Genomic DNA, 26,942 nt, shown 5'->3' with positions numbered 1-26,942 from the left:
TAAAACAAGATGATTGGCAAGGACCTACATTTTTAATTGCCGAAACATACATTTTCTACTTGCCAAATACAAACTGGTTGTACCCTTACCCGTCTAACGATACGAGGAGGGATTGGATGAGGATGCGAATAGTATTATTAAGTTTGTCCATTTTTATTTCCTTACTAGCGGTCGGGTGTTCTAATTCATCAACCATCAGTACAACAGAAACTTATACAACAGAAAATCCGGATGCAAAAGAGGTTCTCGCATTAGACCCGGAGGCTGATCTATTTCAATTCGACGGTGTTATTTATAAGACTGGCATCGACTGGGTTGAAGAACTGACGTTAACAAAAGACGAGCAGGTGGGGGAAATCAAAACAAGAAATGATACGGATACAACCTTTGAGGATGAGATGTCGAACAAATTGCCTGTTGGTGCAAAAATCTATTCGGCTAAAGAATCGGGAGAAGTTGCAGGGCCGATTTTACTCGTAGAGTCAGAGGGGAAACTATTTAAATACTACGGGCTTGTGGAGGGGTAACCCATTCACCTGTATACGCGATCAAGCATAGTTCCAGCGTTGCGATCGCATCAAAGTCACAAATGGCCTGTTATGTGAAGATGGTCTTTTCCTTCAGTGGGATTTGCGAATGACATTGTAGTGGGGGAAACGAATTGAAGAAAGTTATTAGTTTTTGTTTCCTTCTATTCTTAGTTGCCTGTCAACCTGTTCAGACAAATGACAGCTCTCATATTACGGAAGAAGAAGTGATAATGGCTTTGCAAGATAATGAAATCGTCTTGGTGAAAACTGAGTTTCCGAAAAATCCCTATGGTCAAAAACTTGGAAATGTGAAGCCAGGGACGTATGAAGTCAATACAAAAAAACAGCTTTGTATCTTTGAATTCAAAAACGATAATGATCTGAAGAAGGGCAAAATCGAATTTGCCAATAGAATAGAGAAGATGGAACTGAATACCGTGAGTGTGTTCGAAAAGAGGAATATACTTATCATTTATGTCCATCAGCAAAATGAAATTTCAGGAAGTGCGCCTGTTGAAAAAGAAATACAGAAGGCATTAGACGGTATTATTGAGGGATAAAAATCGTCTTTTTCAGATATAGAGGTTCCGTCACATACTGCTGTCATGGATTGCACGTTTATTCCTTTAAAAGCAAGGGAGGAGGGCGGAGCGTGAGAGGTGTATCTTTCTACATTCCAGATGAGTGCGATAACATTCTGGCGGGCCTATTGGATGGCGTGGACATCGAGGCGTTCGAATGGAAATTAGGTGGGATGAACGAGACCTATGTGATGGAGAATAACGAATTGGGGAGATTGTTGTTCCAGGATGAAGTGATGAGCGGGGAAACGCTCCGCAGGGTGCTTTCCGAATCGGAGTATTACCTGATCTTCGTGGATATCAAGGCCTTTCCGACAGGCTCCACTACTCCCGTGAATGATATCGCCACGTACGAGCAATTTCTGGCCAGTGACTGTCAGCTCGTTCTCCTCGTGGCCGATTCATCTTACGTATGGATCTATGCAAAAGACCACCAGATGATAGGTGAACTCTATGCCAAAGCAGTCAACGCGGGGTACGAGCGAGTCACCTACCTGACCGATGAGAATGATACAAACCAGACGCTGATCGGGTAAGAAGTCTTTTTGCAGAAAGCGGCAGCTATACCGTCGACCCGATAAGGGATGAAACATGAAAAGCGCACAGACCCTAGCAGCGGTCTGTGCGCTTTCTTCAGTAATACCCCTGCCTGTAACCGTCACTCCGGAACTTCCTCACTGCACCGTATACCCGCCGTCCAGGATGATCGCTTGTCCCGTGACGCCCTTCGCCTTGTCGCTCGCGATGAAGACGGCGTAGTCCGCAATCTCCTGGACGGACAGGAGGCGTTTTTGCGGGACGAGCGGATAGATGACGTCTTCCATCACTTTCTCGATGGGGATATTCCGTGTTTCCGCGAGGCCGGCCAGCTGGTTCTGAACGAGCGGAGTGTCGACATAGCCTGGGCATAGGGCGTTGACGGTAATGCCGTGTGCTGCGCCTTCCAGTGCCGCGACTTTCGTCAGGCCGATGACCCCGTGTTTGGCGCTGTTGTACGCCGCTTTTCCAGCGAACCCGATGACGCCGTTGATGGACGCCATGTTGATGATCCGGCCGTGACCTTGCTTTTTCATGAGTGGGAATACTTTTTTAATGGCCATGAAGGGCGCTGTTAGCATCACATTCAGCATGAGTTGGAATTTCTCCGTCGGGAACTCGTCAATGTCCGCGACATGCTGCAGGCCGGCGTTGTTGACGAGGATGTCCAGCCGCCCGAACTTCTCTACAGTAAAGTCGATACTCCGGCCGAGCTGTTCTTCGTCGGTCACGTCACAGGCCGCCGCAGCTGCCTCATAGCCATCCGCCGTCAGCTGTTCCGCCGCCTGTTTGGCCGCCTCTTCATTCACGTCGGAGATGACGACGCGGGCCCCTTCCTTCGCGAATTCTCTCGCCACTTCCAGACCGATTCCGCTCGCTGCCCCTGTTACAAACGCCACTTTATCCTTCAGTAAAGACCCCATTTGAAAGACCTCCAGTAGATGAATTCATTCAGATTAGTATACCCGGTTTTCGCTGCAAGCATCGTTCATCCTTCCTTGGAAAAGGGAAACGAGAGGCTCAAGGCGAAAGGGACAGTCATAAGCATACCGACAGAGAATGAGAGGATGACATATCATGCCCCAACTAATCGACGCCCATATCCATTTGGATCAATACAGTGAACCTGCCCGGCAGCAGATGCTCGCCGGGCTGGAGCGAGCAGGCGTTGGCGCATTGGTCGCCATGTCGACCGACTTGGCCTCTGCGCGCCGGACATTGGAGCTGGCGCGGGAGGACCGGCGCATTTTGCCGGCGGCCGGGTTTCATCCGGAACAGCCATTGCCGGGTGAAGCGGAAGTGGCGGCGCTGCTGCAGCTGATCGATGATGAGCGGGAGTCGATCACGGCGATTGGAGAGGTCGGCCTGCCGTGGTATTTGCAGCTTGAGGATCCGTCGCTCGACAGCGCGCAGTATGAGGCTCTGCTGGAGCGGTTTATCCGCAAAGCGGCGGCGACCGGCTTGCCGATCGTGCTGCATGCGGTGTATGACGACGCGGAAACGGTCTGTGACCTGCTGGAGGAGCATGGGGTGACACGAGCACATTTCCATTGGTTCAAAGGAAGTGACGCGGTGCTCGACCGAATGCTTTCGAACGGCTATGCCGTGTCGGTCACTCCCGAAGTCGTCTACCGGCCGAAGATCCGCGACATCGCCCGCCGGGTGCCGCTCTCGCAGCTCATGGTCGAAACCGACGGACCGTGGCCGTTCGAAGGGCCGTTTGCCGGGCGGATGACGGAGCCTGCGATGCTGCACGCAAGCATTGCGGCGATCGCGGAATTGAAGCAGTTGCCGGTGGAAAAGGTCTATCGGGAATTGCTGGAGACGACAAAGGGGTTTTATGAAATAGAGTGAGGTGCATCCGGACGTGCCTGGACGCCATGTCGATGATACGATGGAAGAAAGAATGGCAGGAGGTCGGAATCAGATGGTGGAACACGAAACGTTACAACAAGTGGCGGCACGTCTGGCAGAGCGGGTGAATCCTGCCTTTGTCATCCTGTTCGGTTCGGTTGCCAAAGGAACAGCCCGTGCTGACAGCGATCTGGATATTGCCTATTATGCGGAAGATGTGCTGTCCGGGTACGATCGTTTTTTACTCGCCGGTGAACTTGCCGAACTGGCCGGCAGGGATGTAGACCTCGTGAATCTGCGGGAGGTGGATCCAGTGTTCGCTGTCCAGATTTTTTCAACGGGCAAACGGATTCTTTGCCGGGATGATAATGAATTCATCAAACAAAGGATGCGTGCCTACAGCATGTACGCGACGCTCAATGAGCAGCGGGCGGGTATTCTGGAAGCTGTGAAAAAGAGGGGGAGTGTATATGGTGAATGAAGACATCATCGTGAGTAAAGCCGCCACCATCGAACGGTGTGCTGCCCGGATCCAGGAAGTCTATGATGGGAACCCGGACAACTTAGCAGATTACACAAAGCAAGATAGTATCGTCTTGAACATCCAGCGTGCCTGCGAGGCGAGTATAGACTTGGCCATGCATCTGGTCAGTGAAAACAGGCTTGGCGTTCCGAAAGCGAGCCGGGATGCATTTCTCCTGTTGCAGGAAAATGGGATTCTGTCGAACGAGCTAGCGTCCAACTTAGTGAAAATGGTCGGTTTCCGAAATATCGCGGTTCATGACTGCCAGGCGATCGACCTTCAAATCCTCCAGGCGATTGTTGAAAAGCATGTACAGGACTTCACTGCGTTGACTACGTATCTATTAGCCCGTCTTGACGACTAAGCCAGTCCATAGCGACTTTCGGTCCCATGCCAGCTTGTAAAAGAGGTACGTTTATTTTGATATTGCCCTGCAGAAAGGCGGAGAACGATGAAAACTCTAATTACGAATGCGTGGATTGTCACGATGGATGCGGACATGCGGCAATATCGCCATGGCTACGTGCTGGCGGATGAACGGATTCTCAAGGTGGGATCAATGGACACCCTGCCGGCGGATTTGGCGTACGACCGGCATCTTGACGCAAAAGATGCGATCCTGCTGCCGGGGATGGTGAACACCCACACCCATATCGGCATGATTCCGTTCCGCTCGCTTGGGGATGATTATCCGGATCGTCTCCGCCGCTTCCTGTTCCCGCTGGAGAACGAGTGCATGGACGCACAGCTGGCGTACGCGAGCGGCAAATACGCCATTGCGGAGATGCAGCTGGCAGGGGTGACGACGTTTTTCGATATGTATTATTTTGAACAGGAGCTTGCGAGGGCGGCTGATGAGATGGATGCGCGGGCACTGGTTGCGGAAACGGTGATCGACTCGGTGACGGTGGATGTGGAGGAGCCGATGGGCGGCCTGCAATACGCTGAACAGTTTGTGCCGGAATGGCAGGGACATGATCGAGTACGGGCTTCTGTGGCGCCGCATGCGCCGTATACGAACACGATCGAAGCCCAGCAGCAGGCAGATCGGATTTCCGAGAGATACGGGGTCCCGTGGATGATGCATGTGAGTGAGATGGATTTCGAGATGGAACAGCTCCGGCAAGAACGGGGTCAGACGCCGGTTGAATTCCTGGAAGAGATCGGTGTCCTCAGTCCGCGGCTCGTGGCGGCGCACTGCATCCATCTGACGGACCATGATATCGAATTGCTCAGTAAGTACGACGTGAAAGTTGCTCACTGCATCGGGGCAAATACGAAGTCGGCAAAAGGGGTGGCGCGGGTGCGGGATCTGCTGGCGGCTGGCGTGACGGTCGGATTAGGCACCGACGGACCGAGCAGCGGTAACACGTTGGACCTGTTCACCCAGATGCGGCTGTTCGCCAATTTTCATAAGACCCATCTGCGCAATCGAAGTGCATTCCCGGCGCACGAAATCGTCAAGCTTGCGACCATTGAAGGGGCGAAGGTGCTCGGAATGGATGCGCAAATCGGCTCTATTGAGACGGGCAAACAAGCTGATTTTATCCTCGTGGAAACCGTTTCGGTCAATATGTTCCCGATTTACGATCCGTATTCAGCGCTCGTATACTCGGCGAATGCCGGTAATGTCCGGGATGTGTTCATTGGCGGGAAACAGGTGGTTGCAGAGAAGGAACTAGTCAGACATGATGCGGCCGGGCTGCGCGCCGAACTCGCGGCAGCTATGCAGCAATGCGGGTTCGAGGAAAAAGCACGGAAAGCGATGACGGACGAGTGAATGGAGTGCCTGCCGCATCTTCACTCCTATGGCCATCAATGGTACGATGAGTGGAATAGAAATCGAGGGGGCAGACGTGATGTTTATGGACAATCTGCAGAAACGGTTGGAAGCGAACAACGCGCTGTTCATCGGCGAGGAGACGGCATTCCGCGCAGCGGTGCTCATACCGCTCGTCGAGCATGAGGGCGACTGGCATGTCGTCTTTGAGGTGCGGTCGCTCACGATGCGCAAACAGCCGGGAGATATCAGTTTCCCGGGCGGACGCATCGATCCGGAAGATGCATCCCCGATGGCGGCAGCGCTGCGGGAAACACAGGAGGAGCTCGGCATCGACCCGAAAACCGTCCGGATTGCCGGCAAGCTGAGCCCGTATATCGCGTCACCGTCGTTCGTCGTCTTTCCGTACGTCGGCGTATGTGATTACAACGAAATCATCCATTCATACAACCCGGCGGAAGTCGAGAAAGTGTTCACGATTCCGCTCAGCTGGCTGCTGGAAACCGAACCGGTGCTGCACCGCGTGCCGGTCCAGCCGGCGCCCCTGCCCGATTTCCCGTTCGACAAAATCTACAACGGCAAAAAGTACAAGTGGGGGAACCGCACACAGGAAGAGTGGTTTTACGAATACGGCAGCTACACCGTCTGGGGAATCACCGCCCGGATTTTGAAGCATTTTATTGATATTAGTAAAGACTGAAAATTCGGGTGTCATAGCTGGGTAATTGTGCTAGTATGGGATGACAATCGTGGAGAGGTGTGAGGCATATGGTAACTACATATATCGCTACAGGGGACAGTCAGGATAAGGGGATCCATTGCGGGTAATTCATCAAAGGAAGCTTCGTTGAATGCCCACAAACAAAAGAGGTATTGGAGGAGCATTCATGTTAACGAGCAAAGGCTTCGATTTATGGGCGGATGAATACGACAAAACCGTTCAGTTGAGTGAGGAAAGCAATACCTATCCTTTTGCAGGATATAAGGAAATACTCAATGTTATTTTTAATGAATCCATGCAGAAACCGAACTCCGACATTCTGGATATCGGTTTCGGAACAGGCGTCTTGACGCGCAAATTGTATGAGCAGGGACATCATATTGACGGTGTGGATTTTTCGTCAAATATGATTGCGCTGGCACAACCGACCATGCCGGATGCTAATTTGCTGGAGTGGGATATTTCCAAGGGATTGCCTCCGGAGATCCTCGGCAGGCAGTACGATTCCATTATCAGCACCTACGCGCTGCATCACTTACCCGACAAAGAGAAAGCGGAGTTCATCGCCATGTTGCGACCGCTGCTAAAGGACGGCGGCAAGATTTTGATCGGCGACATTGCGTTCGAAACCCGGGAACACCTTAATAAATGCCGGCTGGATAGCATCGCCTATTGGGATGATGATGAGTTCTACTTCGTTCATGACGAAATGCGTTCTCTTTTGAAGATACCGAGCGAATTCTATCCCATCTCCCATTGTGGCGGGGTTTTCATTATCGAAAAATAATGGCAGATGAAAAGGAGTGGCAACATCATAGTTGTCGCTCCTTATTTGTCTCTGCAATTCTGCAGACGGTTCAAAGAAGCCATTATCAGGTGAAAAGTAAAGCTGATAGGAAAGTAAGTGAAACAAAAAAATGTCTAAGGGTGAAATGATGAAAACTTACAAAGGTCGATTCTATCTACTGTTGTTGGTTGTATTGTGTCTGGTTGGCTGTTCGCCTTCTGGTGATACGACTGTTAGTTATAAAAAAGCAGGAATAAATGAAGAGTTTCCGGTTCCAGCAAATGCAAAGTCAAGTGACGTACAATTCGACAATTCCACTATTAAAAAGGGCGAAAAGTATCGGCTGAAGAATATCGGAGGAGAACAAGGACTATATCCACCCAGTGAGTATTTTGAAGAGATTAATTCGTGGGGGTGGGAACTGTTGAAAGAAAAACAAATGGGACATACTAATTTCTTTAAAAAAGGAACAACTATTATCTCGATTGTTATTCATGAGGATGATTTTGAACTATATGAAATGAAGGAAGACTTTCCGTTACATTAACTGTGCAGCCTTCTTTTTTGCCTGTGCAGGAACTTTGATTCTAAAGTAGGGATCTGATTGGTTCATCACTAAGAACAGAAGAATGACAGTAAAATAATCCTTCATCAACTGAACGCGTTAACTTTGAAAATAAGTAAACACTTTAGCAAGTGACGCTAAGTCTGTGAGTCTGAGGGGGTGGGAATGATGAATGATTTTTCTACAGCATTCCGTTATGTAAATGAATTAATCTACGAACCGAATAACTTGCTTGCAAAGTCAATCGCAGAAGAAAATCAGAACAACCAGTATGGTGCAGGTGTATTCCAATTAGCTTCAAAAACAGTTCGGTTCAGGGTTGCAAAAGTAACTCCTGCCAAAGAAGGACAGTTTGTCGCATGTTGGGAAAAGGATGGGAATCGTAAAAATCAACCGTACGTATACGAGGAAGCTCCTGACTTTTTAGTGATCACTACCTTTAAGAATGAAAACGAGTTTGGTCAGTTCATTTTTCCGAAAGAAGTCCTGTTAAAACAGGGTATCCTTCGTTCTGCTTCAACAACAGGTAAAATGGCATTTCGAGTTTACCCAAGCTGGGATCATCCGAGCAGCACACAGGCGATGAAAACCCAGAAATGGCAGTCACCCTTCTTTGTGGATATGAGTGATATGGGTAGATTACCTCTAGGGAAAATAGTGGAATTATACTCATTTTAACTACCAGCATTTGAGCGCCATGCGTGTCTGAAGTTTATAAGTTAATAAAATGAAGGTAGTGAGTTGTAACTGCTTCCTAATCGCTTATTCCCCTAGTATCTTATATAAGCAGTAAACAGGTGCCCTTCCGGCGCCTCTTTTTCGTTTCAAATAGATCATTCGGTAAACAGAACTGGTAAACTAGGGGGAGTCCAAATACGAGTTAAGATAATGAGTGGACGTGCAGGAAAACGTATACGGGAGGCGAAATCTATGAAGCCAAAACCAATTTACGTAGAAATCATAATAAATGCTCCGGTTCAGCAGATCTGGAACGCTTCACAGGAACCCGATTTACATGCGCAGTGGGATTTGCGCTTTTCGTCCATCTCTTACTTACCAAAGGAAGAAAATCAGCCCCAGCGGTTTACCTATACGCGCACGGTTGGCCCTTTTTTGACAGTAGAAGGATGGGGAACGAGCAGTGGATCCGCTTATTTGGACGACGGCTCGCGAAGTTCTTCGCTGCACTTCGGTACTGACCAAAAAGTCTCGCCGATACGTGAAGGCCGCGGCTATTGGAAATACGAGCCGCAAGAGGAACGTACAAAATTTTTAACACAATATGATTATAAAACGAACTTTGGTCCAGTAGGAATGCTGGTTGATCGGCTGTTTCGCCCATTAATGGGGTATGCAACTGCCCTGAGTTTTGATGTGCTGAAGCGATGGATTGAACGCGGGGAAGCCCCTAGGTCGCAATACTTTCGTTTTTTCATCATGCAGGTTCTCACGGTATACTTCGCTTTCCTCTGGATCTATCAAGGTCTCGTGCCGAAACTACTGACGATGCACCCCCAAGAGAAGGCCATGGTTGCAAGCAGCCTGTCGCTTTCGGATGCTGCGGCGACATCAGCAGTTTGGACGATTGGTGCAGTTGAAGTGTTATTCGGAATCATTTGGTTGTTTTATCGGAAGAAACGACATCTTCTTCTTTTGCAACTCATTGCCTTCCCTCTTTTGACACTCGCAGCCTTTGTTGCTGCGCCGGAAACAGCCGTTCACCCATTCAATCCCATTACATTCAATCTTTCTTTATTCGTTTTGACAGGCATCGGATTGTTTGTGAACCGTGATCTTCCGACGGCTGCCACGTGTAAAAGAGAGAGGTGAAGAGTGAAATGTCCATTTATCGAAAAGCGTTGGGTGAAGGATTTCATCGTCTACATCCGATGCTGCAAAAAAGGTATGCATTTGAAGAGCCGGTCTTTCAAGCGTCAGGCGTGATGCATCGTATAGCAGGCGGCCCGAAATGGCTTTCTTTGCTCTTTCGGTTGGGAGCGAGACGGAAACTTGTTTTTCCGGAAAGCGGAACTGATATTCCGTTTACAATTACGAATACATGCTTTACTAATTCAGCAGGCGACAAACAAATCCATTGGGAACGAAGGTTTTGTTTTCCGAAAAAGGTGCGCTATTTCAATGCCTTGATGAGTTTGGATGAACGGCGGATGGTCGTGAAAGATTATCTCGGGGAACCGCCGCTGTTGTATGCGGATCTGCAGTTTACTGTCGTGAGTCGTTACGAGTTGAGAATCGAGTCATTAAACCAGCGTTTGGTACTCGGGAAAATGGAAATCCCGCTTCCAAGATTTCTGCAAGGCTTAGCAACAGTTGTGGAGTCGTATGATGAGCTGCAGGGTGTTTTTCGAATTTGCGTTGACGTCAAGAACCCAATGTTAGGTAAGGTGTTTTCGTATGAAGGAGAGTTCACGCCGGATGCGTAAGTTTGTCGTCATTCATATACTATTGTTCCTGGCTGCCATGCTTTTCAGTACCGCACCATGGCCATACGATTTACTGGTGGTCGCGCAACTGGTGTACATTCCCGTCTTACTCCGGATGGTCGTCACGGAAACGAATTGGTTCTGGAAGTACTATCCCTATATCGCCATTCCTGCTTATATCGCGATCGTGCTCGGACAAGCAGTCTCCACTAGATGGGATGGCTGGTTTGCTGCACTGTATGCATTGTTCACGGTATACGTGGCTCTTTACGGAATCACCCGGTTTCGCCGACGGGGATTTACAAATGCAGAAGAATTTGCGATCGACCTCGGGCTCATATATCTGGCGATGGGTGGCGGTTGGTATTTTGCTTTTGCTGCGGGCATCGATTTGGGATTCAGTCCGTTGCTTACGTGGCTGACAGCCATTCACTTCCATTACTCGGCATTCATCTTGCCCATTTTCCTTGGGCTGACAGGGCGCTTGCATGGTTCGGGTCTGTATCGGTGGGCTGTGGGAGCATTATTGGCGGCGCCAATGGCGGTGGCGGTAGGAATTACGTTTTCACGATGGATTGAAATGTTTTCCGTCCTGTTATATATCTTCGGGATTTGTGCACTGATTTGGATTGTTTGGAAACTCACTTTTACGACTCGTTTACAGAAATGGCTGCTGCGTCTTGCGTTTAGTGCGCTGGCGGTCACCATTACGTTTTCGTTGCTGTATGTATTGAGTAATGGGTTTGGCTTAGTTGCCGTGACGATTGACTTCATGCTCCGTTTCCACGGGGTGTTGAATTGCGTTATTTTCGCTTTAGCTGGCATCATCGGGTGGTCGTTGGCTGTACCTGATCCTCGTTTCAAACGTCCGGCATTTCCGAGGAGCAGGATTCGCGGGAGGCGGGCTGCCGAAGAAATCGGCCGTGTCGGTGAGATTCGTGGTCTGTCAGATGACCTGACTGTGTATGGGCTGACGTCTGAATCGGTATCTCCTTTACTTAAGGATTTCTATGAAAATACGATTGATTACAGGCTGTACGCGAAGGTCCGCTGGCATCGCTGGTTCAAACCGTTTGCCTTTCTCTACTCGTTCATCAGCAGACGGACGCAGCAGATCAATCTACCCCTCCATTCCAAAGAAGTCGAGATGATCGGCGGCATCTATACGTTGGAGGAAGGGCTCGATGGGCGGCAACGCGTGCGTGCGTGGGAACGGAAGATCGGGGACCAGACGATTTTCACAGCGCTGTACTCGCAGCATGAAACAGATGGACGGATGTATATGAATATTGCATTACCGTTACCTTATTCGACGATGACGGGGATTTTGGAATTGCGGGCAGTGGAGGGAGGCTTGCAGCTGACAAGTAAGAGCATGGATGCCGCTTCGGACGCAGGTGTGTATTTGTCGTTCAATGACAGGGATTTATTCACATTACCGCTGGAGGAGACCTTTTTCATTCAAGAAACAGAGGGAGGTAAGTTGACTGCCACTCATGACATGTGGATATTCTCGATTCCATTATTAACGATTGACTATTCGATCGTCCACAGAGGAAGCGGGACAGACTGAAAACGCACAGGGGCATGCCGCTGTGCGTTTTACGTATGCTTCTTTTCCTTGATCAGGAATGCCTGCAAAGCACGACAATCCGGCTTGGGGTCGTCTGGGCGGGGATGCTGCGCGTTGTCCGTCCGTAGGTGACGATGAGGTCCCGGTTGGCGAGGCTGCCGTTGAACGGCTGGCCGTTCGGGAGGACGATCGGCGTGTCGTCTGCCAGGTTCAGCTGAAGGGAGCCGTCTGTGCTGGTCAGCTGTTCGTCGAACTGGGAGACCATGACGAACTGGCCGGGCGTTTCCTTGCTGATGACGAGCGCGCTGTATTGCGGCGGGTAAATCAGGATGGCCGGCGCATCGGCGTCGTAGAAGCCGGTGACGGTGTCGCCTGTTGCGATGACGGCATGGTCGGCGAAATAGGTGGTCGGTGCCACGGTGAAGTCGACGGTTTGGTCAGCTCCCTGCTCGACAGTGAAGCGTTTGTAGCATTCCGATTCCGTGTGCTGTCCGACCGGGATGTCCTCGATGTGCGTGACCGTGCCGGTGAATGATAAGAAGTTGCCCATGATGATTCCTCCTGTATCGTTTCTTGCGATCCATATAGCGTATGCACGGGCGCCCGATTCGGGAAGCGCCTGCCATGCCATGAGAAAAAGAGCGGAAATCCGCTCTTTTTTTGTTACACCGCTTGGACGGTGACTTCAATGTTGTTGCGGGTCGCTTTCGAATACGGGCAGACTTGGTGCGCTTTTTCGACGAGTTCCTGAAGTTTGTCCTGGTCGATGCCTGTCCCTTTGACCTCCAGTTTGACGGCCAATTTGAAGCCGTTGTCGGTCTCGTCCTTCTGCAGGCTGACGTTCGCCGTCACTTCCGAGTCGAATTTCACTTTTTCTTTGCCGGCGACGAGCTGGAGGGCACCGTCGAAGCATGCGGCATATCCTGCAGCGAAGAGCTGCTCGGGATTCGTCGAGTTCTCAAGTTCTTTGGCCCGCTTCGTGCCGGGCATCGCGGTGTCAAAACTGACGACATTATCGGAAGACTGGACATGTCCTTCCCGTCCGCCTTTTGCCGTTGCTGTGGATGTGAATAGTGTTTCTGCCATGTGATCACTTCTCCTCATCTTCGTTTTTTGACGCTGTCTGTTGTTTACCCGTTCCGTCGCCGCGGTAATCATCGTGCCGCTCCTGCACGTGGCGGTGAAAGCTTGCTATAATGAAAGAATGCAGGAGCTGCCGCGGCGGCTCCGGTCTGTACTGAAGAGAAAGCAGGGGAATTGCGATGAACAAAAAAGATATTGCTGCAATCCGCAAGCAATTTAAACTGGAGACCGATCTGCTGACGATCCAGGATATTTACAACGTATATGTACGGCAGGAAAGCAGCGAAATTTATCATGAAGAAAGCCAGGCATTTGAACTGCTCGATCGCGACCAACAGGAACTTTTCCTGACGAGTTTCAAGAAAGTGCTCGGCGGGAAGCTCGCGATGAAGCTGTTCGAAGTGCGGTTCGCGCCGACGGAGGAAGGGCGACGGGATCATACTCAGCAGCTGCTGTATGCGGGACTGCATGCGTCTGATGCGAATGATTGGCGGAAAGAGATGCAGCTGATCGCGGAAAAGATGGTGCAGAGCGCGCAATACGAGAAGGATTTGGTCATTACGTTCATCCGCGGGCAGTATTTCAAGCCGACGAAGTCGAAGGCGGATTTGGAGGAGCTGGAGATGGGGGCACGTGATGAAACGTACACGACGCCGTTCATCCTCTGCAGCCTGAACCATACGGAGCTGCCGAAGCCGTCGCTCGTTTTCGACTTCAACGGCCGGGCGTTTAAATCGAGCGAGATGGCGGATCCGATCGTGAAGCTGGCGTCGCCGGTTGGCGGGTTCCTGTTCCCGTGCTTTACGGACAATGCGGCGGACGTCAACCACATTCTGTATGCCGCAGGGAAGGCGAATAAACCCGATTATGCGTTCATCGAAAGTGTGCTCGACGGTGAAGAGATCATGACGGCAGAAGATGATAAGGCGGTGTTCGAAGAAATCGTCAAGCATGTGGTCGGCGAGGAAGTGAACACGCAGACGCTGGCCGGTGTGTACGATGAACTCCATCGGATGACGACGGTGGAAGAAGAGGATGAAGATGAAGAGTATGTGCCTGTGCTCGATTCGAAGGAGATCGAACGCGTGCTGAAGGTGAGCGGCATCGAAGACGTCGATACCGAGAAAGTGCGGGAAGCGTTCCAGACGATCGTCGACGATGAGACGTACGAGCTGAAAGCGAGCCACGTCGTGCCGAACTACAACACGAAGTCCATCAAGATCAGCACGAAAGTCGCCAACATTTCGATCAGCCCGCAAGACTTGAAGTACGTGAAGCAGGTGAATGTTGATGGTAAGCGCTGCATCCTGATCGAGGTGGAGGAAGATACGATGATCGAAGGGTTCACGCTGCTGGAGGAAGAGCTGTTTGAGTCGTGATTGTCTTGGACGGCGTGGGTGCGCGGCGGGTTTATGAGCGCTTTTTGGGATTTATGAGCGGAAATCTGTTTTTATGAGCGTTTTTCGAGATTTATGAGCGGAAATCCGTTTTTATGAGCGTTTTTCGAGATTTATGAGCGATATTCTATTTTTATGAGCGTTTCCAGAAATTTATGAGCGGTATCCAGTTTCTACGAGCGTTTCGTAAGATTTGTGAGCACCGCCCCGCTTCCGCCAGCCCGCTTCCAACAAAACAAGCCGCCCCGCTCCCTGGATGACCAGGGGGGCGGGGCGGCTTGTTTGTTATTCCTTACGATAGGCTTCCAGGAACTCGTTTACTTGGTTCTGATCGGCAATCAGCTCATTGCCTGTATCGACGAGCGGGCTGAGTGTGGAGTATGCTTTTTTCTTGTTGCCATGGTAGTAATTCAAGAACTCATCTTGGTTGATGGAGAACAGGATCGCTTTGCGCAAGTTCTCGCTGTCCGAGACGGTTCTGCCGGCTGTGTTGAACTGCAGATAGGTCACGGCGTTGCTGTCGCTCTTTTGCAGCAGCAGGTTGTCATCCTTTTCCACGAGGTCATACTTCGTTTCCGGGACTCCGTTGAACAGGTGTATCTCCCCGTTCCGCAATGCAGAGAGCGCACTGTCGGAGTCTTCGATGAATCGTACAGTGACAGCTGAGATCTTCGGTTCAAATTCACTTCCGGCACGGTAAGCCGGGTTCTTTACAAAATCAGCTTGGTAATCGTTCTTTTTCACAAGGATGTAAGGCCCGCTTGCATACAGTTGGTTATTGTAGCCGGCGCCTTCCGTTACCGTGCGCTGATCTCCGTAAGGAATGTCTTTGTCTACATCAAAAGTAGCCACATCATACGTGTTAATGCTCTTCACTTGTTTCTCCGAGACGATACCGGCGGATTGGTGAGCCAAGTAGTTCAGCACTTGCGGGAATGGCTCGGTTGTCGTGACTTTCACGACTTGGTAGCTGCCTTGGCTGTTGTCCGCTTTAGTTTTGTCATCGACCAGCGCAGACAATTTTGTGTCGAGACCGTTTTCGAGAGCGGCTTGAACGGTTTCATCGCCGCCGGAGACAGTCGCTTTTTCCAGCTCACTGAGATCTGTCACGATTTCAGCGTTCTTAATATGTTCATGCAGGCTGTACGTCCGGTGATCCGGAACGGAGTCTTTATCTTTCGCGCGATTCAGTGAGAACACAACGTCCTCGGCTCCGACACGTTCTCCCGTGTCGACTGCTTTCCCGTCTGAAACGGCAGCGAAGTTAATGTCGTTACGGAGAAGGAAGTAATAGTCGGAATTCCCTTCAGCCATTGCGTAATTATAGGAAAGTGAGCCATCCGGCACGACTTTATCGTCGTCTGTTAAATTGACCAGGCGAACGTACATATTCGTGTTCAGCGTGTTAATGGAGCCGTCGTTTCCTTTGATCGGGTCGAGTGATGTCAAGTCGCCGATCGCCTGCTGTGTTACGAGAGGGTCGGCTGTTCGTTTTGCAGCGTCATTGAAGTCAATTGTTTCCCAGGCGATGGCACGTGATTTCGCGAGCCGGACCGTGTCGGGGTTCAAGACTTTCTTATTGACGCCTTGCGCTTTAAATGAATTATAAAGTGGAGCGATATACGCCTTTTCAGCGACAAGCCGCTGTTCCAGCTGTTTGTAGGTGTTCGTATAGTCTTCCGCAGTTTCTGTACTTGCCTGGTCGATCAGTTCATCGACTTTTTCATCATCTACAAGACTATTGGCACCATCGGATTTGAATAACGCACGGACGGCATAATCCGGATTCCCGGTCACCGTCGTCCAGCTGGACAGGGCGAGGTCATAGTTGCCGGCTTCCTGCTGGGCTTTGAATGTGCCGTAATCCGGCTGGATATTGAGCTTCACGTCAAATCCGTTCTTGATGAGCTGGTCACGCACGATGTTCAGGTCCTCTTCACCTGACCCCATTCCGAGAACTTCGATCTTCACTTTCTCTTCAGGTCCGCCTTTGGTGTCGGTGCCTTTCCCTTCACTTTCTACTTCCGATTTCGTCTGTACGCAGCCTGCCAGCACAAGCACGAGCAGCAGCGTGAGTGAGAGTAATTTCTTTCCCATCGATGAATCCCTCCAAAATAGTTAGTTGTAATCAATCAAGCTTCGGGTCTAGCGCATCACGCAGCCCGTCTCCTAAAAAGTTGAAGGAGAGGACGAGCAGGATTATTGCGAGTCCCGGGAAGATGGCGAGATACGAATTCGTTTCCAGATACGAGCTCCCGACTTTTAAAATATTTCCCCATTCAGGAATGTGGGGCTCTACGCCGAGTCCCAGATAGCTCAAGCTGCTCGTCGCAATGACGGCCCCTCCGATTGTAAGAGTCGACTTGACGATCATCGGCGCAAGCGAGTTGGGGACGACCTGTTTGAACAGGATGGCAAAATCCGATTCGCCGAGCGCTTTAGCCGAATCCACAAAGTCATAGTTGGAGACCATCAGGACGTTCGCCCTCATCGTACGGGCATACGTCGGGATGGCACCCACACTGAGGGCAATGATCAGATTGACCGTATTTGCACCAAACGCTGCAATGATGGCAATGGCCAGCAGGATGCCCGGAATGGAATACAGGATATCGAGCAGCCGCATGATCCAGTTATCGACATGATTGCTGTAATAGCCGGCTATTGCTCCTAAGAAACCGCCGATCACACCCGGAACGATTGTGGCTGCCAATCCGACGAGCAGTGAAATCCGTGCACCGAACACGATTCTCGAAAAGACATCCCTGCCGAAATTGTCCGTCCCGAACGGATAGGCGGCGCTCGGCGGCTGCAAGATGGCACTGTAGTTATTCTCCACGGCAAGCGCATAGTCGAATGTAAACCGGCTCGTAATGGAGATTGCGAGCATCAGGAGGATGAAAAACATGCCGAGCATGGCGGTCGAGTTCCGTGTGATCTTTTCCCACGTGACGTTCCATTTCAGCATTCGCGAATGGTCCGAACTCCTGGTTTTCATGAGAAGGCTCCAGCCTAGAAGAAGGGCGAACAGATTCCCTGACACTGCAGTAGCCAGCAGCAAGAGCGCCACCCAAGTCATCCAGCGAGGCGCCTCATACTCATGTACATGAAGAACGATCAGGATGAGTACGACGAGATAGAACAGACCGATCAGCAGGAGAGTTCCCATGGACGGTAAAAACGTGTCGCTGACGTAGGGTTTGAATAGGTTCACCGAACTTATGGCAAGAACCGCTAGCTGTGTTAACAACGTATACACCGCAAACGTATATTCCACAGACTTCTTCGCATTGACCAAGTTGAAAGCGAAAGCGCCTGCGAAAATGTTGCCGGCCAGGAGACCCACGAGCTGGACATAGCCGAGGTGTCTGGTGCCCGGTTGAATAACACCCGTCTGGAGCAGATCTTTCTTCATCTTCCGAGTGATGCAGACCTGGAAGACGGTAGTCACTGCCCAGACGCAGAACAGTCCGAAGACGACAGGGTGTACATCACCAGTCTTGAACGAAATGCTGTTCCAGAGGAAGATCACGGTCAGGACGAGCGACAGCACCCACGTGAAATTCGCTTGCGTATATTCAGTGGAAACGGCCAACGAATGGCGTTTCCATATTGTGTCTTTCATAGATTTCACCTGCCTCATGAGTGGTCAATCTTCGAACGGATACGCGGATCCAGCAAGGCGTACAAAATATCGATCAGCAAATTGACCAGCGAAATGGTAATGGCGATATAGACGACCCCGCCCATGATCGCCGGAATATCGGGGATGAACTGCTTGTCGACGATGTAGCTGCCGATTCCGCGGATGTTGAACACTTTCTCTGTTACAGCGGCGCCCCCGAGCATGCCGCCGAATAGGAGGCCGATCACGGTGACAACTGGAATCATGGCATTTCCAATTGCATGCCTCCACAGGGTCTGCGCATAGGACAGTCCTTTCGCCCGCGCTGTAATGATGTAGTCTTCGTTGATAATTTCAAGAAGAGAGGAGCGCATCATTCTCGCGATGGAGGCGGTAAGGGCGGTTCCGAGCACGACAACAGGCATGATCAGGGATAGTGCATGCCCGGGACTGTAAGTTGCAGGCAGCCAGTTCAAGTGGATGGAGAACCCGAGGATGAAGATCAGTCCCTGCCAGAAGTTCGGAATGGACAATCCGATCAGCGCGATGAACATGAACGAGTAGTCCAGGAACGAATTCGGCCGCGTCGCAGAAAGGATGCCAACTGGAATCGCGATGACAATCGCCATGATGACGGAAAATAATGCAATCGTTAACGTGACCGGGAACTTGTTGGAAATACTGGCTGCTACATCTTCATTTCCAGCAAACGAAGATCCGAGATCGAACGTGGCAATTCCTTTCAAAGCGTTCCAGAGCTGCTGCCAGTAGGACAAATCAAGCCCGTGCAATCGGTTGAAGTTCGATATTTGTTCTTGGGTTGCGGATTCCCCTAAAATGTTGGTGGCCGGGTCGAACGGAGAAATATAGAGGATCGTAAAGACCAGCACGGCAACCCCGATGATCACCCCCACACTTTGTACGAGGCGCTCTGCAATATACAGGATGAATGGATTGCTCATCAGGAAAAGCAGTACATACATGAAAAATCCGGGAATGAACGAGACGACCAAAAATGCAGGTTTCTGAAGAAGCGATTGGAAGTACGAAAAATAGGTCTCCTTTTTTTGCCCCGTCTGTTCGAGCCGCATCTCACTGATCCGTTTACTCTCTGCACTCAGTTTTTCATCTGCCAGCTTTTCCGCTTCCCGGTGTATGTCGGCCGGGCTGACATTTTCTCTGAAAAACTTCTGCTTCCGTTCAAGCTGATCCTTATACTCTTCCAGCCATTTTTCTTTCTGCCCCCGGTCCGCTAATCCGGATTGCACAGAATTCAGCATGCTCGTGTACTGTCGATCCCTTCCATTACGTATATAACTGAAATACGTAAAAAGATGGAGAGGCAGTCCGGCCAGCAGAAGAAGAACTTGGTAGGCAGTCCGGCCGCTGGCTTTCCTGAACGAGTGTCCGAAGAATGAAGCTGCCTTATGTGACAACCAATTCACCACCTTTATATTGTTTAATTCCGATCGGTATACTAAACTATAGAATATACGATATTGGTTGTCAATTCTATCTTTTCAAAGCAGCAAGTATGACAAAAGGGGCGCAATCACATGGAATCGATTTTAAAAGTGAAGAATCTACACGTGTCCTTCACAGGCAGACACGAGGATTTCGATGCTGTCCGAGGGGTCAGTTTCGAGGTTGGCAAAGGAGAGACGCTGGGCATTGTAGGCGAATCAGGCAGCGGAAAAAGTGTCACAGCACGTTCGATCATGAGACTGCTGCCGTCGCCGCCGTCCTATGTGAAAGAGGGGGTCATTGAGTTCCAGGGGGAAGATCTGACCCTGAAGACAGAGAAGGAGATGGAGAGCATCCGGGGCCACGGCATCGGCATGATCTTTCAGGACCCGATGACCTCACTGAACCCGACGAAGAAAATCGGACGCCAAATCGCCGAAAGTATAGTGAAACATATGAAAGTCTCCGAGAAAGAAGCAAGGAAAGAGACGATCGAGCTCCTTGAACTAGTCGGCATTCAAAACAGCGGGGAACGGGTTGACCAATACCCGCATGAGTTCTCTGGCGGCATGCGCCAGCGGGTGATGATTGCGATGGCGCTCGCGTGCAGGCCTGCACTGCTGATCGCGGATGAGCCGACCACGGCATTGGACGTCACGATCCAGGCGCAGATCCTGGCACTTATGAAAAGCGTCCAGCAGCGTTTTGGCACTTCGATCATCCTCATCACTCATGACTTCGGAGTCGTGGCGGAAATGTGCGACCGCGTTGTTGTCATGAAGGAAGGGGAGGTTGTGGAATCCGGAACGGTGTTTGACCTGTTCGGCAGTCCTCAGCATCCATATACGAAGCGATTGTTAAAGGCGCTGCCCCGTTTAGATGAAAAAAAGAAGGAAAAACGGATTTCCCGGCTGAGGGAAGAAGTGGATCCTACTTTACCGCTCATACAAGTGAAATCTCTCCAGCAACATTTCGGCAGCGGCAAAAAAGGTGTGACGAAGGCAGTGGACGACATCAGTTTCCACATACGGCCGGGGGAGACACTCGGACTTGTAGGGGAATCAGGTTCAGGGAAATCCACGACAGGCCGGGCGATCCTGCGGCTGACCGAACCCACTGCTGGTGAAGTGCTCTATCAAGGAATGGCCATCAACCGTTTTTCTCCAAAAGAGATGAAAGCGATGCGGCGGCACATGCAGATGATTTTCCAAGATCCGTATTCTTCTTTGAATCCGCGCTTCAAAGTGCTCGATATCATTGGGCAGGCACTCGATATCCATCGATTGAGCAAGAACAAACAAGAGCGGAGGAAACGGGTGGAGGATCTGCTCGTGATGGTCGGTCTGGAGCCGGAGCACGCCATGCGGTATCCGCACGAATTCTCGGGCGGCCAGCGTCAGCGGATCGGTATCGCACGCGCGTTGGCTGTTGAGCCGGATTTCATCGTATGTGACGAGCCTTTGTCTGCGCTTGACGTATCGATCCAGACGCAGATCGTCAAACTCCTTGAAGAGTTGCAGCACACACTCGGACTAACGTACTTGTTCATCGCCCACGATCTGTCGATGGTGAAACATATTAGTGACCGCGTGGCTGTCATGTATGCCGGCAAGATTGTCGAGCTGGCGGAAAGTGAAGAGTTGTATAACAACCCGCTTCATCCCTACACGAAGTCTTTGCTGTCTGCCATCCCGATTCCCGATCCAACACTGAGAACGGGTCTTCGTCAGGAGACGGGGAATGAACCGGCAGCGGAGAGGACATTCGATGTAACGAATACAGAGTTAGTCGAAGTGAAGGAAGGGCACTGGGTCGCAAAACCGATTGGATGACCGCAAGGCTGTCGAGTCCCTTAGGTAAGGGAAATGGAAGGAATACAGGAATTCGGACGCCATCCCGAACATCTCCCTTTTGTATCTCCTTGAATTAGTCTATAATTGGTAGGGTAAAGAACGTGTATTTATCAACTAATCGCTCCTAATAGATTCAAGTGAGAAACAGCAATACAAAAGAGGTGGTTCCGTGAGATGGAACCTGTATCTCTTTTGCAAATTCAGTGTGTAAGGATGGGTCAAATGAGCAACGGAGAAACGAATACAGACGTGATTTTGATTGGCGCGGGCATCATGAGCGCCACGCTTGGAGCAATGCTGAAAGAGTTGGTGCCGGAGTGGAATATCACCGTTTTCGAAAAGCTGTCCCGTGCAGGCGAAGAGAGCTCGAATGAGTGGAATAATGCCGGGACCGGGCATGCGGCGCTGTGTGAACTGAACTATACGACGGAGAACAAAGACGGCTCCGTCAATATCAGCAAAGCCATCAACATCAACGAGCAGTTCCAAGTGTCGAAGCAGTTTTGGTCGTTCCTGGTGGAGAATGGACGGATCGAGCGTCCGGAAGACTTCATCCGCCCGCTGCCGCACATGAGTTTCGTGCAGGGGAAAGACAATGTCAGTTTCTTGAAAAGACGCTATGAGACGATGAAGCAGAATCCGCTGTTCCAGGACATGGTGTATTCGGAAGATCATAAGACGCTCGCGGACTGGGTGCCGCTGATGATGAAGGATCGCGATGCGAAAGAGCCGGTCGCCATCTCGAAAATCGATGCGGGAACGGACGTCAACTTCGGGGCGCTCACGAATATGCTGTTCGATCATCTGGAGCAGCAGGGTGTGCAGATGGAGTACCGCCGCAGTGTCGAAGGGCTGAAACAGCGCAGCGACGGCCGCTGGGACGTGAAAGTGCGCAACCTCGTCAGCGGGGAGACGCGGCGTCATACGGCGAAGTTCGTGTTCCTCGGTGCGGGTGGCGGCAGTCTGCACCTGCTGCAGAAATCAGGGATCCCGGAAGGCAAAGGGATCGGCGGTTTCCCGGTCAGCGGACTGTTCCTCGTGTGCAACAATCCGGACGTGGCCGAGAAGCACTTCGGGAAAGTGTACGGAAAAGCTTCAGTAGGCGCGCCTCCGATGTCGGTTCCTCACTTGGATACCCGGTTCATCGACAACCAGAAGTCCCTGCTGTTCGGACCGTTCGCCGGGTTCTCACCGAAGTTCCTGAAGACCGGTTCGATGATGGACCTGATCACGTCTGTGAAGCCGGGCAACGTCTTCAATATGCTGTCCGCCGGCATGAAGGAAATGGCTCTCACGAAGTACTTGGTCGAACAGCTGATGCTGTCGAAAGAGCAGCAGGTGGAAGAACTGCGTGCGTTCATCCCCGATGCGAAAGTCGACGAGTGGGACACGGTCGTCGCAGGCCAGCGTGTCCAGGTCATCAAGGAAACCGAAGCGGGCGGCAAAGGAACTCTCCAATTCGGGACGGAGCTGATCACCGCAAAAGACGGATCGATCGCGGCGCTGCTCGGCGCGTCACCCGGGGCTTCGACAGCCGTCCATGTGATGATCAACCTGCTGAACAAGTGCTTCCCGGACCGGGCGGACGAGTGGCAGGCCAAGTTCAAGGAGATGATCCCGTCCTATGGCGTCAAACTTGCGGAGAATCCGGATATGCTGCACAGCGTGAAGGAAGCGACCGCGGTTTCGCTGAAACTGGATCACCAGGCACCATTCACGATGGATGAGCAGCCGGAAGCGCGCGCCATCGCGGACAATCAGAAATCCGATAATGACTAATTCATCTGAGGCTCCTCTGTGAACCGTTGCAGAGGGGCTTTTTTGTATGTTTGCAGTCGACATTCCGCGACTCCTGCGTATCAGGTTACGGCGGAGTGATTTCGTTAATTTGGATCTCTTTCAATTTGTCAGTCTCCGCTGAATAGGTGACACGCACAACTACGCCGTATTCACGGCCGGCTTCCCGCAGCCATAAGCGAAAAGTGGCTTCCATGCCTTCTGTGCTCTGCCGGGTGCCCATATAGAGGTAATCGATGATCTGAGCATTCGGATACTGAATTTGCACCTGTTGAATCGCGAGTCTCGACCATTTGGCATAAGCCGGTGTCTCCGATTCGACGGTGGACGAGACCGGCACGGTGGGTGAGAAATGAGAAACGATAACGAATCCAAGCGATATCGCAAGTTTGATCAGCATGAAAAACACCTCTTTTTCGTTATGATTTACCACGTGACGTAAACGATACGGAAGAACAATCGTTTGGTATAATCAAACAAAAGACGAAGGAGTGAAACAGATGCCGATTACCATTTCTCTCGATGCAAAATCATCCGTTGCGAAGAAGGCCTATTATAACTCGCCTCTTGGAGTCCTGGAAATCACCGGAACAGACGAGGCGGTCCATTCGGTGCTGTTCACGGAAGACTGTGAGTCGGGGACCGGGCTGACAGAAAACTTGCCGGCCGCCGTCGTTCTTTGTTATCACCAATTGGACGAGTATTTCAAAGGAGCCCGAAATGATTTTGACTTGCCGGTTGCAGTAAAAGGGACACCGTTTCAACAAAATGTCTGGCAGGCACTGACATATATCCCCTATGGACAAACCGCCTCCTATGGGGACATCGCCTGCGCAATCGGCAGTGCCAAGGCAGTCCGTGCCGTTGGAAGCGCGAACGGTAAGAACCAGCTGACGGTGCTGGTGCCGTGCCATCGCATCATCGGGAAAAACGGCACCCTCACCGGCTACGCGGGCGGGGTGTGGCGCAAGGAATGGCTCCTTGCGCATGAACAGACACATAAGCAGTGAAAAGGACCGCCCGGACAGGCGGTCCTTTTCCGTGGAAGGCAGTACATAGGGGAGAAACGCTCAAGCAAACGGGGAAACGCTCAAGGCATGGGGAGAAACGCTCAAGCAAACGGGGAAACGCTCAAGGCATGGGGAGAAGCGCTCAAGTAAATGGTGAAACGCTCAAGGTATGGAGAGAAACGCTCAAGTAAATGGTGAAACGCTCAAGGCATGGAGAGAAGCGCTCAAGCAAACGGGGAAACGCTCAAGCAAGCGGGAGATACGCTCAAGCAAGCGGCACAATCGCTCAAGCAACCGCACCGCCGCCCCTCTCCAGGTTTCATCTCAAAAAAACAATTGGAATTTTCCGTTTGTCTTGGTAGGCTTAGACCAACCATAACGAACCAGGGGGGATGGAAATGGAAGAAGCACCGATCATCTCGATGAGGGACCTTACGATGGAATATCCGGGGAAACGCGTGCTGGATGGGATTTCGCTGGACGTCCATCGGGGGCAGATCATCGGCTACATCGGACCGAACGGAGCGGGGAAAAGCACAACGCTCAAGATCCTGCTCGGGCTGATCCGCGATTATGGCGGGACTGTCGAGATATTCGGCCATGACCTGAAGGAAGAGGACCGGGATGTAAAGCGTCGTATTGGCTACGTGCCGGAGAACGCGGAAATCTACGACACGCTGACACCGATGGAATATTTGTCGTTCATCGGGGAGCTGTACGGCATCGACCGTGAAGCGGCAGCTGGTAAAGCTGCGACGCTGATGACCGTGCTGGGGCTCGGGGATGTCTTGCATACGCGGATCTCTTCGTTCTCGAAAGGGATGCGGCAGAAAGTGCTCATCATTTCGAGCCTGCTGCACGACCCTGATATCCTGTTTCTGGATGAACCGCTCAGCGGCCTCGATGCGAACAGCGTCATGGTCGTCAAAGATATACTTGCAGTCCTTGCTGAAAAGGGGAAAACGATCTTCTATTCCTCGCATATCATGGATGTCGTCGAGAAAATCAGCAGCCGGATCGTCCTGCTGCACGGTGGTCATATTGCAGCGGACGGCACCTTCGAAGAGCTGAAAGGGCAGGACGCCGACGGGACGCTCGAGACGATCTTCAACTCGCTGACCGGTTTCGATGCGCACGAGCAGACGGCGCGGCAATTCGTCGATGCCGTGACGGGCGGTGAAGAGGTTGACTGACTTCCGTTCCCTCCGGATGCTCGATAAGTTCAGAGGAGTCTTCCGTACATTCGGTATCGACTATCCCGCCATGCGGGCGATCGTCGGATTGAAATTGACGATGGATGAACGTCGGGTGCCCGTCGTCTTTTCCCAGACGAAACTGAAGGAGGGCAACCAGTTCCTGAAGTCGCTCGGCCTGTATGTGCTGTACGGCCTCGTCACGATCCCTTTCCTGTTCTTCGGAGACAGCCTTATGCTGCAGATGGGGCTCATCTTCGGGATTGCGATGTTCATGATCATGACGTCGCTCATCGCGGACTTCTCCAGCGTGTTACTGGACGTGCGGGACCGTGTGCTGCTTGCGGCCGCCCCTGTTGACGACCGCACGCTGAACGCAGCGAAGCTTGTCCATATTACGATCTACATGTTGCTCATCGCAGGGGCGCTGCTCGGCATTCCGTCGATTGTCATGCTGGCGGTGAAGGGCCCGGTCTTTTTCGTGCTGTTCCTCGTCCTGCTCGTCTTTTTGCTGCTGCTGATCATTTCACTGACGGCGATCACCTACATGGCGATGCTCCGCCTGTTCGACGGGGAGCGGCTGAAGGACCTTATCAATTACGTGCAGATCCTGTTGTCGGTCGGCATTTTTGCCGGGTACCAAGTGCTGATCCGGTCGTTCGAATTCGTCGGTGTATCCGTCGAGTATGCATTTCACTGGTGGCATCTCCTGTTGCCGCCGCTCTGGTTTGCGGCTCCGTTCGAATGGCTGCTCGGCGGCAATGCCAGTACACCGCTCCTTGTCCTGTCGGCGGCTGCCGTCCTCGTGCCGGTCCTCGCGATCAGTCTCTATATCCGCAAAATGCCGCAGTTTGAACAGAATTTGCAGAAGCTGCTTTCGGAAACCCGGGGAGGCAGGAAGCCGCGTGCGTTCCTGATGACGTTCTGGGAGACCATACTCTGCCGGGACAAAGAAGAGCGTGCCAGTTTCCGTTTTTCGTGGCTGCTCATGAAACGCGAGCGGGACTTCAAGCTGAAAGTCTATCCGGCGCTCGGCATCGGGTTCATCGCCCCGTTCCTGTTCCTGTATATCTCCCTGCAGGACAGCACGCTCGCCGATCTGGCGGATTCGCAGATGTATTACATGCTCTATTTTGGCTTCCTGATCATCGCCTCGCTGACAATGATGCTAAGCTATTCCGGCAACTTCAAAGGTGCCTGGGTGTTTGAAGTCCTGCCGGTCCGCCATTCGTCACTTGTGAAACGGGGAACACTGAAAGCGAGCCTCGCGCAACTGTTCCTGCCGGTATACGTGCTGCAGGCGATTCTGTTCGGCGTGCTGTTCGGCTGGCGGATCGTTCCCGACTTGCTCAGCATCCTCATCGCGGCGCTGCTGTACGCGGTGATCTGCTACGGGGCGGGCTCGAAAGGGATGATGCCGTTCTCCAGACCGATCGGGGAAGCGCTGCAGTCGGGCACCGCCAAGCAGATCCTCTTCATGCTGCTGATCGGCGTGTTCGTCGTCCCGCATATCCTGGCGGCCCAGCTGCCGTACGGATCCTCAGTGTACCTGCTGCTCATTACGGCAGCCTGCTGGATTGGCTGGCGTGTGATGCTTCCGGTGAAAAACTGATATTCGGCGAGAG

Annotated in this window: 27 protein-coding genes; 20 read left to right on the top strand and 7 right to left on the bottom strand. The window is 51.6% G+C overall.

What is annotated here, in order from left to right; genetic code table 11:
* The 3 genes from NFU03_RS05700 to NFU03_RS05690 form a co-directional block, all read left to right on the top strand.
* On the top strand, positions 1 to 527 hold a 527-nt coding region (locus tag NFU03_RS05700; RefSeq protein WP_309296253.1), incomplete at its 5' end, for a hypothetical protein.
* 134 nt (positions 528 to 661) lie between these two features.
* The gene (locus NFU03_RS05695) at positions 662 to 1,090 is read left to right on the top strand and encodes a hypothetical protein (RefSeq protein ID WP_251636864.1); all 429 of its coding nucleotides are present in this window, start codon (positions 662 to 664) and stop codon (positions 1,088 to 1,090) included.
* Between the two features lie 92 nt (positions 1,091 to 1,182).
* The gene (locus NFU03_RS05690; protein WP_251636863.1) at positions 1,183 to 1,647 is read left to right on the top strand and encodes a DUF2691 family protein; all 465 of its coding nucleotides are present in this window, start codon (positions 1,183 to 1,185) and stop codon (positions 1,645 to 1,647) included.
* A 138-nt stretch (positions 1,648 to 1,785) separates the two neighbouring features.
* On the opposite strand, the gene NFU03_RS05685 is transcribed toward NFU03_RS05690, so the two are convergent.
* Positions 1,786 to 2,571 carry a 3-hydroxybutyrate dehydrogenase gene (locus tag NFU03_RS05685; protein WP_251636861.1) on the bottom strand — a complete coding sequence of 262 codons (786 nt, stop codon included), beginning with the start codon at positions 2,569 to 2,571 and terminating at the stop codon, positions 1,786 to 1,788.
* Between the two features lie 154 nt (positions 2,572 to 2,725).
* Between NFU03_RS05685 and NFU03_RS05680 the strand changes: the two genes are divergently transcribed.
* The 11 genes from NFU03_RS05680 (at position 2,726) to NFU03_RS05630 (ending at position 11,895) form a co-directional block, all read left to right on the top strand.
* Entirely contained in the window at positions 2,726 to 3,502 is a 777-nt protein-coding gene (locus NFU03_RS05680; RefSeq protein ID WP_251636858.1) for a TatD family hydrolase, read from the top strand.
* A 73-nt stretch (positions 3,503 to 3,575) separates the two neighbouring features.
* The gene (gene mntA / locus NFU03_RS05675) at positions 3,576 to 3,983 is read left to right on the top strand and encodes a type VII toxin-antitoxin system MntA family adenylyltransferase antitoxin (protein ID WP_251636857.1); all 408 of its coding nucleotides are present in this window, start codon (positions 3,576 to 3,578) and stop codon (positions 3,981 to 3,983) included.
* Complete coding sequence (gene hepT, locus NFU03_RS05670; protein ID WP_285835416.1) at positions 3,976 to 4,389, top strand: type VII toxin-antitoxin system HepT family RNase toxin; 414 nt, start codon at positions 3,976 to 3,978, stop codon at positions 4,387 to 4,389. The genes mntA and hepT overlap by 8 nt, the downstream gene beginning before the upstream one ends.
* 87 nt (positions 4,390 to 4,476) lie before the next feature.
* The gene (locus NFU03_RS05665) at positions 4,477 to 5,805 is read left to right on the top strand and encodes an amidohydrolase (RefSeq protein ID WP_251636852.1); all 1,329 of its coding nucleotides are present in this window, start codon (positions 4,477 to 4,479) and stop codon (positions 5,803 to 5,805) included.
* 79 nt (positions 5,806 to 5,884) lie between these two features.
* Positions 5,885 to 6,505, top strand: a complete 621-nt coding sequence (locus tag NFU03_RS05660) for an NUDIX hydrolase (RefSeq protein WP_251636849.1) — start codon at positions 5,885 to 5,887, stop codon at positions 6,503 to 6,505.
* Positions 6,506 to 6,692: 187 nt separating this feature from the next.
* On the top strand, positions 6,693 to 7,313 hold the full coding sequence (locus NFU03_RS05655) for a class I SAM-dependent methyltransferase (protein WP_251636846.1): 621 nt from the start codon (positions 6,693 to 6,695) through the stop codon (positions 7,311 to 7,313).
* Positions 7,314 to 7,461: 148 nt separating this feature from the next.
* Positions 7,462 to 7,860 carry a hypothetical protein gene (locus tag NFU03_RS05650; protein WP_251636843.1) on the top strand — a complete coding sequence of 133 codons (399 nt, stop codon included), beginning with the start codon at positions 7,462 to 7,464 and terminating at the stop codon, positions 7,858 to 7,860.
* A gap of 186 nt (positions 7,861 to 8,046) precedes the next feature.
* Complete coding sequence (locus NFU03_RS05645; protein WP_251636840.1) at positions 8,047 to 8,556, top strand: MepB family protein; 510 nt, start codon at positions 8,047 to 8,049, stop codon at positions 8,554 to 8,556.
* 252 nt (positions 8,557 to 8,808) lie between these two features.
* On the top strand, positions 8,809 to 9,708 hold the full coding sequence (locus NFU03_RS05640) for a DoxX-like family protein (RefSeq protein WP_251636837.1): 900 nt from the start codon (positions 8,809 to 8,811) through the stop codon (positions 9,706 to 9,708).
* Positions 9,709 to 9,716: 8 nt separating this feature from the next.
* Positions 9,717 to 10,322, top strand: coding sequence for a DUF4166 domain-containing protein (locus tag NFU03_RS05635; protein WP_251636835.1), 606 nt, complete (start codon positions 9,717 to 9,719; stop codon positions 10,320 to 10,322).
* The gene (locus tag NFU03_RS05630; protein ID WP_251636834.1) at positions 10,315 to 11,895 is read left to right on the top strand and encodes a YndJ family protein; all 1,581 of its coding nucleotides are present in this window, start codon (positions 10,315 to 10,317) and stop codon (positions 11,893 to 11,895) included. Before NFU03_RS05635 ends, NFU03_RS05630 begins: the two co-directional genes overlap by 8 nt.
* 52 nt (positions 11,896 to 11,947) lie before the next feature.
* Here NFU03_RS05630 and NFU03_RS05625 read toward each other — a convergent pair whose 3' ends face one another.
* Positions 11,948 to 12,445, bottom strand: a complete 498-nt coding sequence (locus tag NFU03_RS05625) for a hypothetical protein (protein WP_251636833.1) — start codon at positions 12,443 to 12,445, stop codon at positions 11,948 to 11,950.
* Positions 12,446 to 12,558: 113 nt separating this feature from the next.
* On the bottom strand, positions 12,559 to 12,981 hold the full coding sequence (locus tag NFU03_RS05620) for an organic hydroperoxide resistance protein (protein WP_251636832.1): 423 nt from the start codon (positions 12,979 to 12,981) through the stop codon (positions 12,559 to 12,561).
* Positions 12,982 to 13,157: 176 nt separating this feature from the next.
* Here NFU03_RS05620 and NFU03_RS05615 point away from each other — a divergent pair, with 176 nt between their 5' ends.
* Entirely contained in the window at positions 13,158 to 14,357 is a 1,200-nt protein-coding gene (locus tag NFU03_RS05615; protein ID WP_251636831.1) for a DUF4317 domain-containing protein, read from the top strand.
* A 303-nt stretch (positions 14,358 to 14,660) separates the two neighbouring features.
* Here NFU03_RS05615 and NFU03_RS05610 read toward each other — a convergent pair whose 3' ends face one another.
* Genes NFU03_RS05610 through NFU03_RS05600 form a run of 3 tightly spaced genes read right to left on the bottom strand, consistent with a single transcriptional unit; the run spans position 14,661 to position 19,436 of the window.
* Entirely contained in the window at positions 14,661 to 16,472 is a 1,812-nt protein-coding gene (locus NFU03_RS05610) for an ABC transporter substrate-binding protein (RefSeq protein ID WP_251636830.1), read from the bottom strand.
* 31 nt (positions 16,473 to 16,503) lie between these two features.
* Complete coding sequence (locus tag NFU03_RS05605) at positions 16,504 to 18,000, bottom strand: ABC transporter permease (protein ID WP_251636827.1); 1,497 nt, start codon at positions 17,998 to 18,000, stop codon at positions 16,504 to 16,506.
* A gap of 14 nt (positions 18,001 to 18,014) precedes the next feature.
* Positions 18,015 to 19,436, bottom strand: a complete 1,422-nt coding sequence (locus tag NFU03_RS05600; protein WP_251636825.1) for an ABC transporter permease — start codon at positions 19,434 to 19,436, stop codon at positions 18,015 to 18,017.
* A 120-nt stretch (positions 19,437 to 19,556) separates the two neighbouring features.
* Between NFU03_RS05600 and NFU03_RS15710 the strand changes: the two genes are divergently transcribed.
* On the top strand, positions 19,557 to 21,296 hold the full coding sequence (locus tag NFU03_RS15710) for an ABC transporter ATP-binding protein (RefSeq protein ID WP_285835413.1): 1,740 nt from the start codon (positions 19,557 to 19,559) through the stop codon (positions 21,294 to 21,296).
* A 243-nt stretch (positions 21,297 to 21,539) separates the two neighbouring features.
* Positions 21,540 to 23,096 carry a malate:quinone oxidoreductase gene (locus tag NFU03_RS05585; RefSeq protein WP_251636823.1) on the top strand — a complete coding sequence of 519 codons (1,557 nt, stop codon included), beginning with the start codon at positions 21,540 to 21,542 and terminating at the stop codon, positions 23,094 to 23,096.
* Between the two features lie 85 nt (positions 23,097 to 23,181).
* On the opposite strand, the gene NFU03_RS05580 is transcribed toward NFU03_RS05585, so the two are convergent.
* Entirely contained in the window at positions 23,182 to 23,514 is a 333-nt protein-coding gene (locus tag NFU03_RS05580; protein ID WP_251636821.1) for a DUF3889 domain-containing protein, read from the bottom strand.
* A gap of 100 nt (positions 23,515 to 23,614) precedes the next feature.
* On the opposite strand from NFU03_RS05580, the gene NFU03_RS05575 reads away from it, so the two are divergent.
* The 3 genes from NFU03_RS05575 to NFU03_RS05565 all read left to right on the top strand — a co-directional run bounded on the left by NFU03_RS05575 (position 23,615) and on the right by NFU03_RS05565 (position 26,929).
* Complete coding sequence (locus tag NFU03_RS05575; RefSeq protein ID WP_251636818.1) at positions 23,615 to 24,124, top strand: methylated-DNA--[protein]-cysteine S-methyltransferase; 510 nt, start codon at positions 23,615 to 23,617, stop codon at positions 24,122 to 24,124.
* Positions 24,125 to 24,522: 398 nt separating this feature from the next.
* Entirely contained in the window at positions 24,523 to 25,317 is a 795-nt protein-coding gene (locus tag NFU03_RS05570; RefSeq protein WP_251636815.1) for an ABC transporter ATP-binding protein, read from the top strand.
* Positions 25,310 to 26,929: a hypothetical protein gene (locus tag NFU03_RS05565; RefSeq protein WP_251636813.1), complete on the top strand. Its 1,620-nt coding sequence runs from the start codon at positions 25,310 to 25,312 to the stop codon at positions 26,927 to 26,929. The genes NFU03_RS05570 and NFU03_RS05565 overlap by 8 nt, the downstream gene beginning before the upstream one ends.
* The last annotated feature ends 13 nt before the right edge of the window (positions 26,930 to 26,942 follow it).

The sequence above is a fragment of the Sporosarcina sp. NCCP-2716 genome (assembly GCF_023707985.1).
In the GTDB taxonomy this organism is placed as follows: domain Bacteria; phylum Bacillota; class Bacilli; order Bacillales_A; family Planococcaceae; genus Sporosarcina.
The sequence above is the reverse complement of the archived record's forward strand: the minus strand, read 5'-3'. Positions and strand labels throughout refer to the sequence as shown.

Excerpts from the sequence above, each read along its gene's own strand:
- NFU03_RS05685 (WP_251636861.1), bottom strand. The coding sequence starts at position 2,571 with ATGGGGTCTTTACTGAAGGATAAAGTGGCGTTTGTAACAGGGGCAGCG.
- NFU03_RS05680 (WP_251636858.1), top strand. The coding sequence starts at position 2,726 with ATGCCCCAACTAATCGACGCCCATATCCATTTGGATCAATACAGTGAA.
- mntA (WP_251636857.1), top strand. The coding sequence starts at position 3,576 with ATGGTGGAACACGAAACGTTACAACAAGTGGCGGCACGTCTGGCAGAG.
- NFU03_RS05665 (WP_251636852.1), top strand. The coding sequence starts at position 4,477 with ATGAAAACTCTAATTACGAATGCGTGGATTGTCACGATGGATGCGGAC.
- NFU03_RS05660 (WP_251636849.1), top strand. The coding sequence starts at position 5,885 with ATGTTTATGGACAATCTGCAGAAACGGTTGGAAGCGAACAACGCGCTG.
- NFU03_RS05655 (WP_251636846.1), top strand. The coding sequence starts at position 6,693 with ATGTTAACGAGCAAAGGCTTCGATTTATGGGCGGATGAATACGACAAA.
- NFU03_RS05650 (WP_251636843.1), top strand. The coding sequence starts at position 7,462 with ATGAAAACTTACAAAGGTCGATTCTATCTACTGTTGTTGGTTGTATTG.
- NFU03_RS05645 (WP_251636840.1), top strand. The coding sequence starts at position 8,047 with ATGAATGATTTTTCTACAGCATTCCGTTATGTAAATGAATTAATCTAC.
- NFU03_RS05640 (WP_251636837.1), top strand. The coding sequence starts at position 8,809 with ATGAAGCCAAAACCAATTTACGTAGAAATCATAATAAATGCTCCGGTT.
- NFU03_RS05635 (WP_251636835.1), top strand. The coding sequence starts at position 9,717 with ATGTCCATTTATCGAAAAGCGTTGGGTGAAGGATTTCATCGTCTACAT.
- NFU03_RS05630 (WP_251636834.1), top strand. The coding sequence starts at position 10,315 with ATGCGTAAGTTTGTCGTCATTCATATACTATTGTTCCTGGCTGCCATG.
- NFU03_RS05625 (WP_251636833.1), bottom strand. The coding sequence starts at position 12,445 with ATGGGCAACTTCTTATCATTCACCGGCACGGTCACGCACATCGAGGAC.
- NFU03_RS05620 (WP_251636832.1), bottom strand. The coding sequence starts at position 12,981 with ATGGCAGAAACACTATTCACATCCACAGCAACGGCAAAAGGCGGACGG.
- NFU03_RS05615 (WP_251636831.1), top strand. The coding sequence starts at position 13,158 with ATGAACAAAAAAGATATTGCTGCAATCCGCAAGCAATTTAAACTGGAG.
- NFU03_RS05610 (WP_251636830.1), bottom strand. The coding sequence starts at position 16,472 with ATGGGAAAGAAATTACTCTCACTCACGCTGCTGCTCGTGCTTGTGCTG.
- NFU03_RS05605 (WP_251636827.1), bottom strand. The coding sequence starts at position 18,000 with ATGAAAGACACAATATGGAAACGCCATTCGTTGGCCGTTTCCACTGAA.
- NFU03_RS15710 (WP_285835413.1), top strand. The coding sequence starts at position 19,557 with ATGGAATCGATTTTAAAAGTGAAGAATCTACACGTGTCCTTCACAGGC.
- NFU03_RS05585 (WP_251636823.1), top strand. The coding sequence starts at position 21,540 with ATGAGCAACGGAGAAACGAATACAGACGTGATTTTGATTGGCGCGGGC.
- NFU03_RS05580 (WP_251636821.1), bottom strand. The coding sequence starts at position 23,514 with ATGCTGATCAAACTTGCGATATCGCTTGGATTCGTTATCGTTTCTCAT.
- NFU03_RS05575 (WP_251636818.1), top strand. The coding sequence starts at position 23,615 with ATGCCGATTACCATTTCTCTCGATGCAAAATCATCCGTTGCGAAGAAG.
- NFU03_RS05570 (WP_251636815.1), top strand. The coding sequence starts at position 24,523 with ATGGAAGAAGCACCGATCATCTCGATGAGGGACCTTACGATGGAATAT.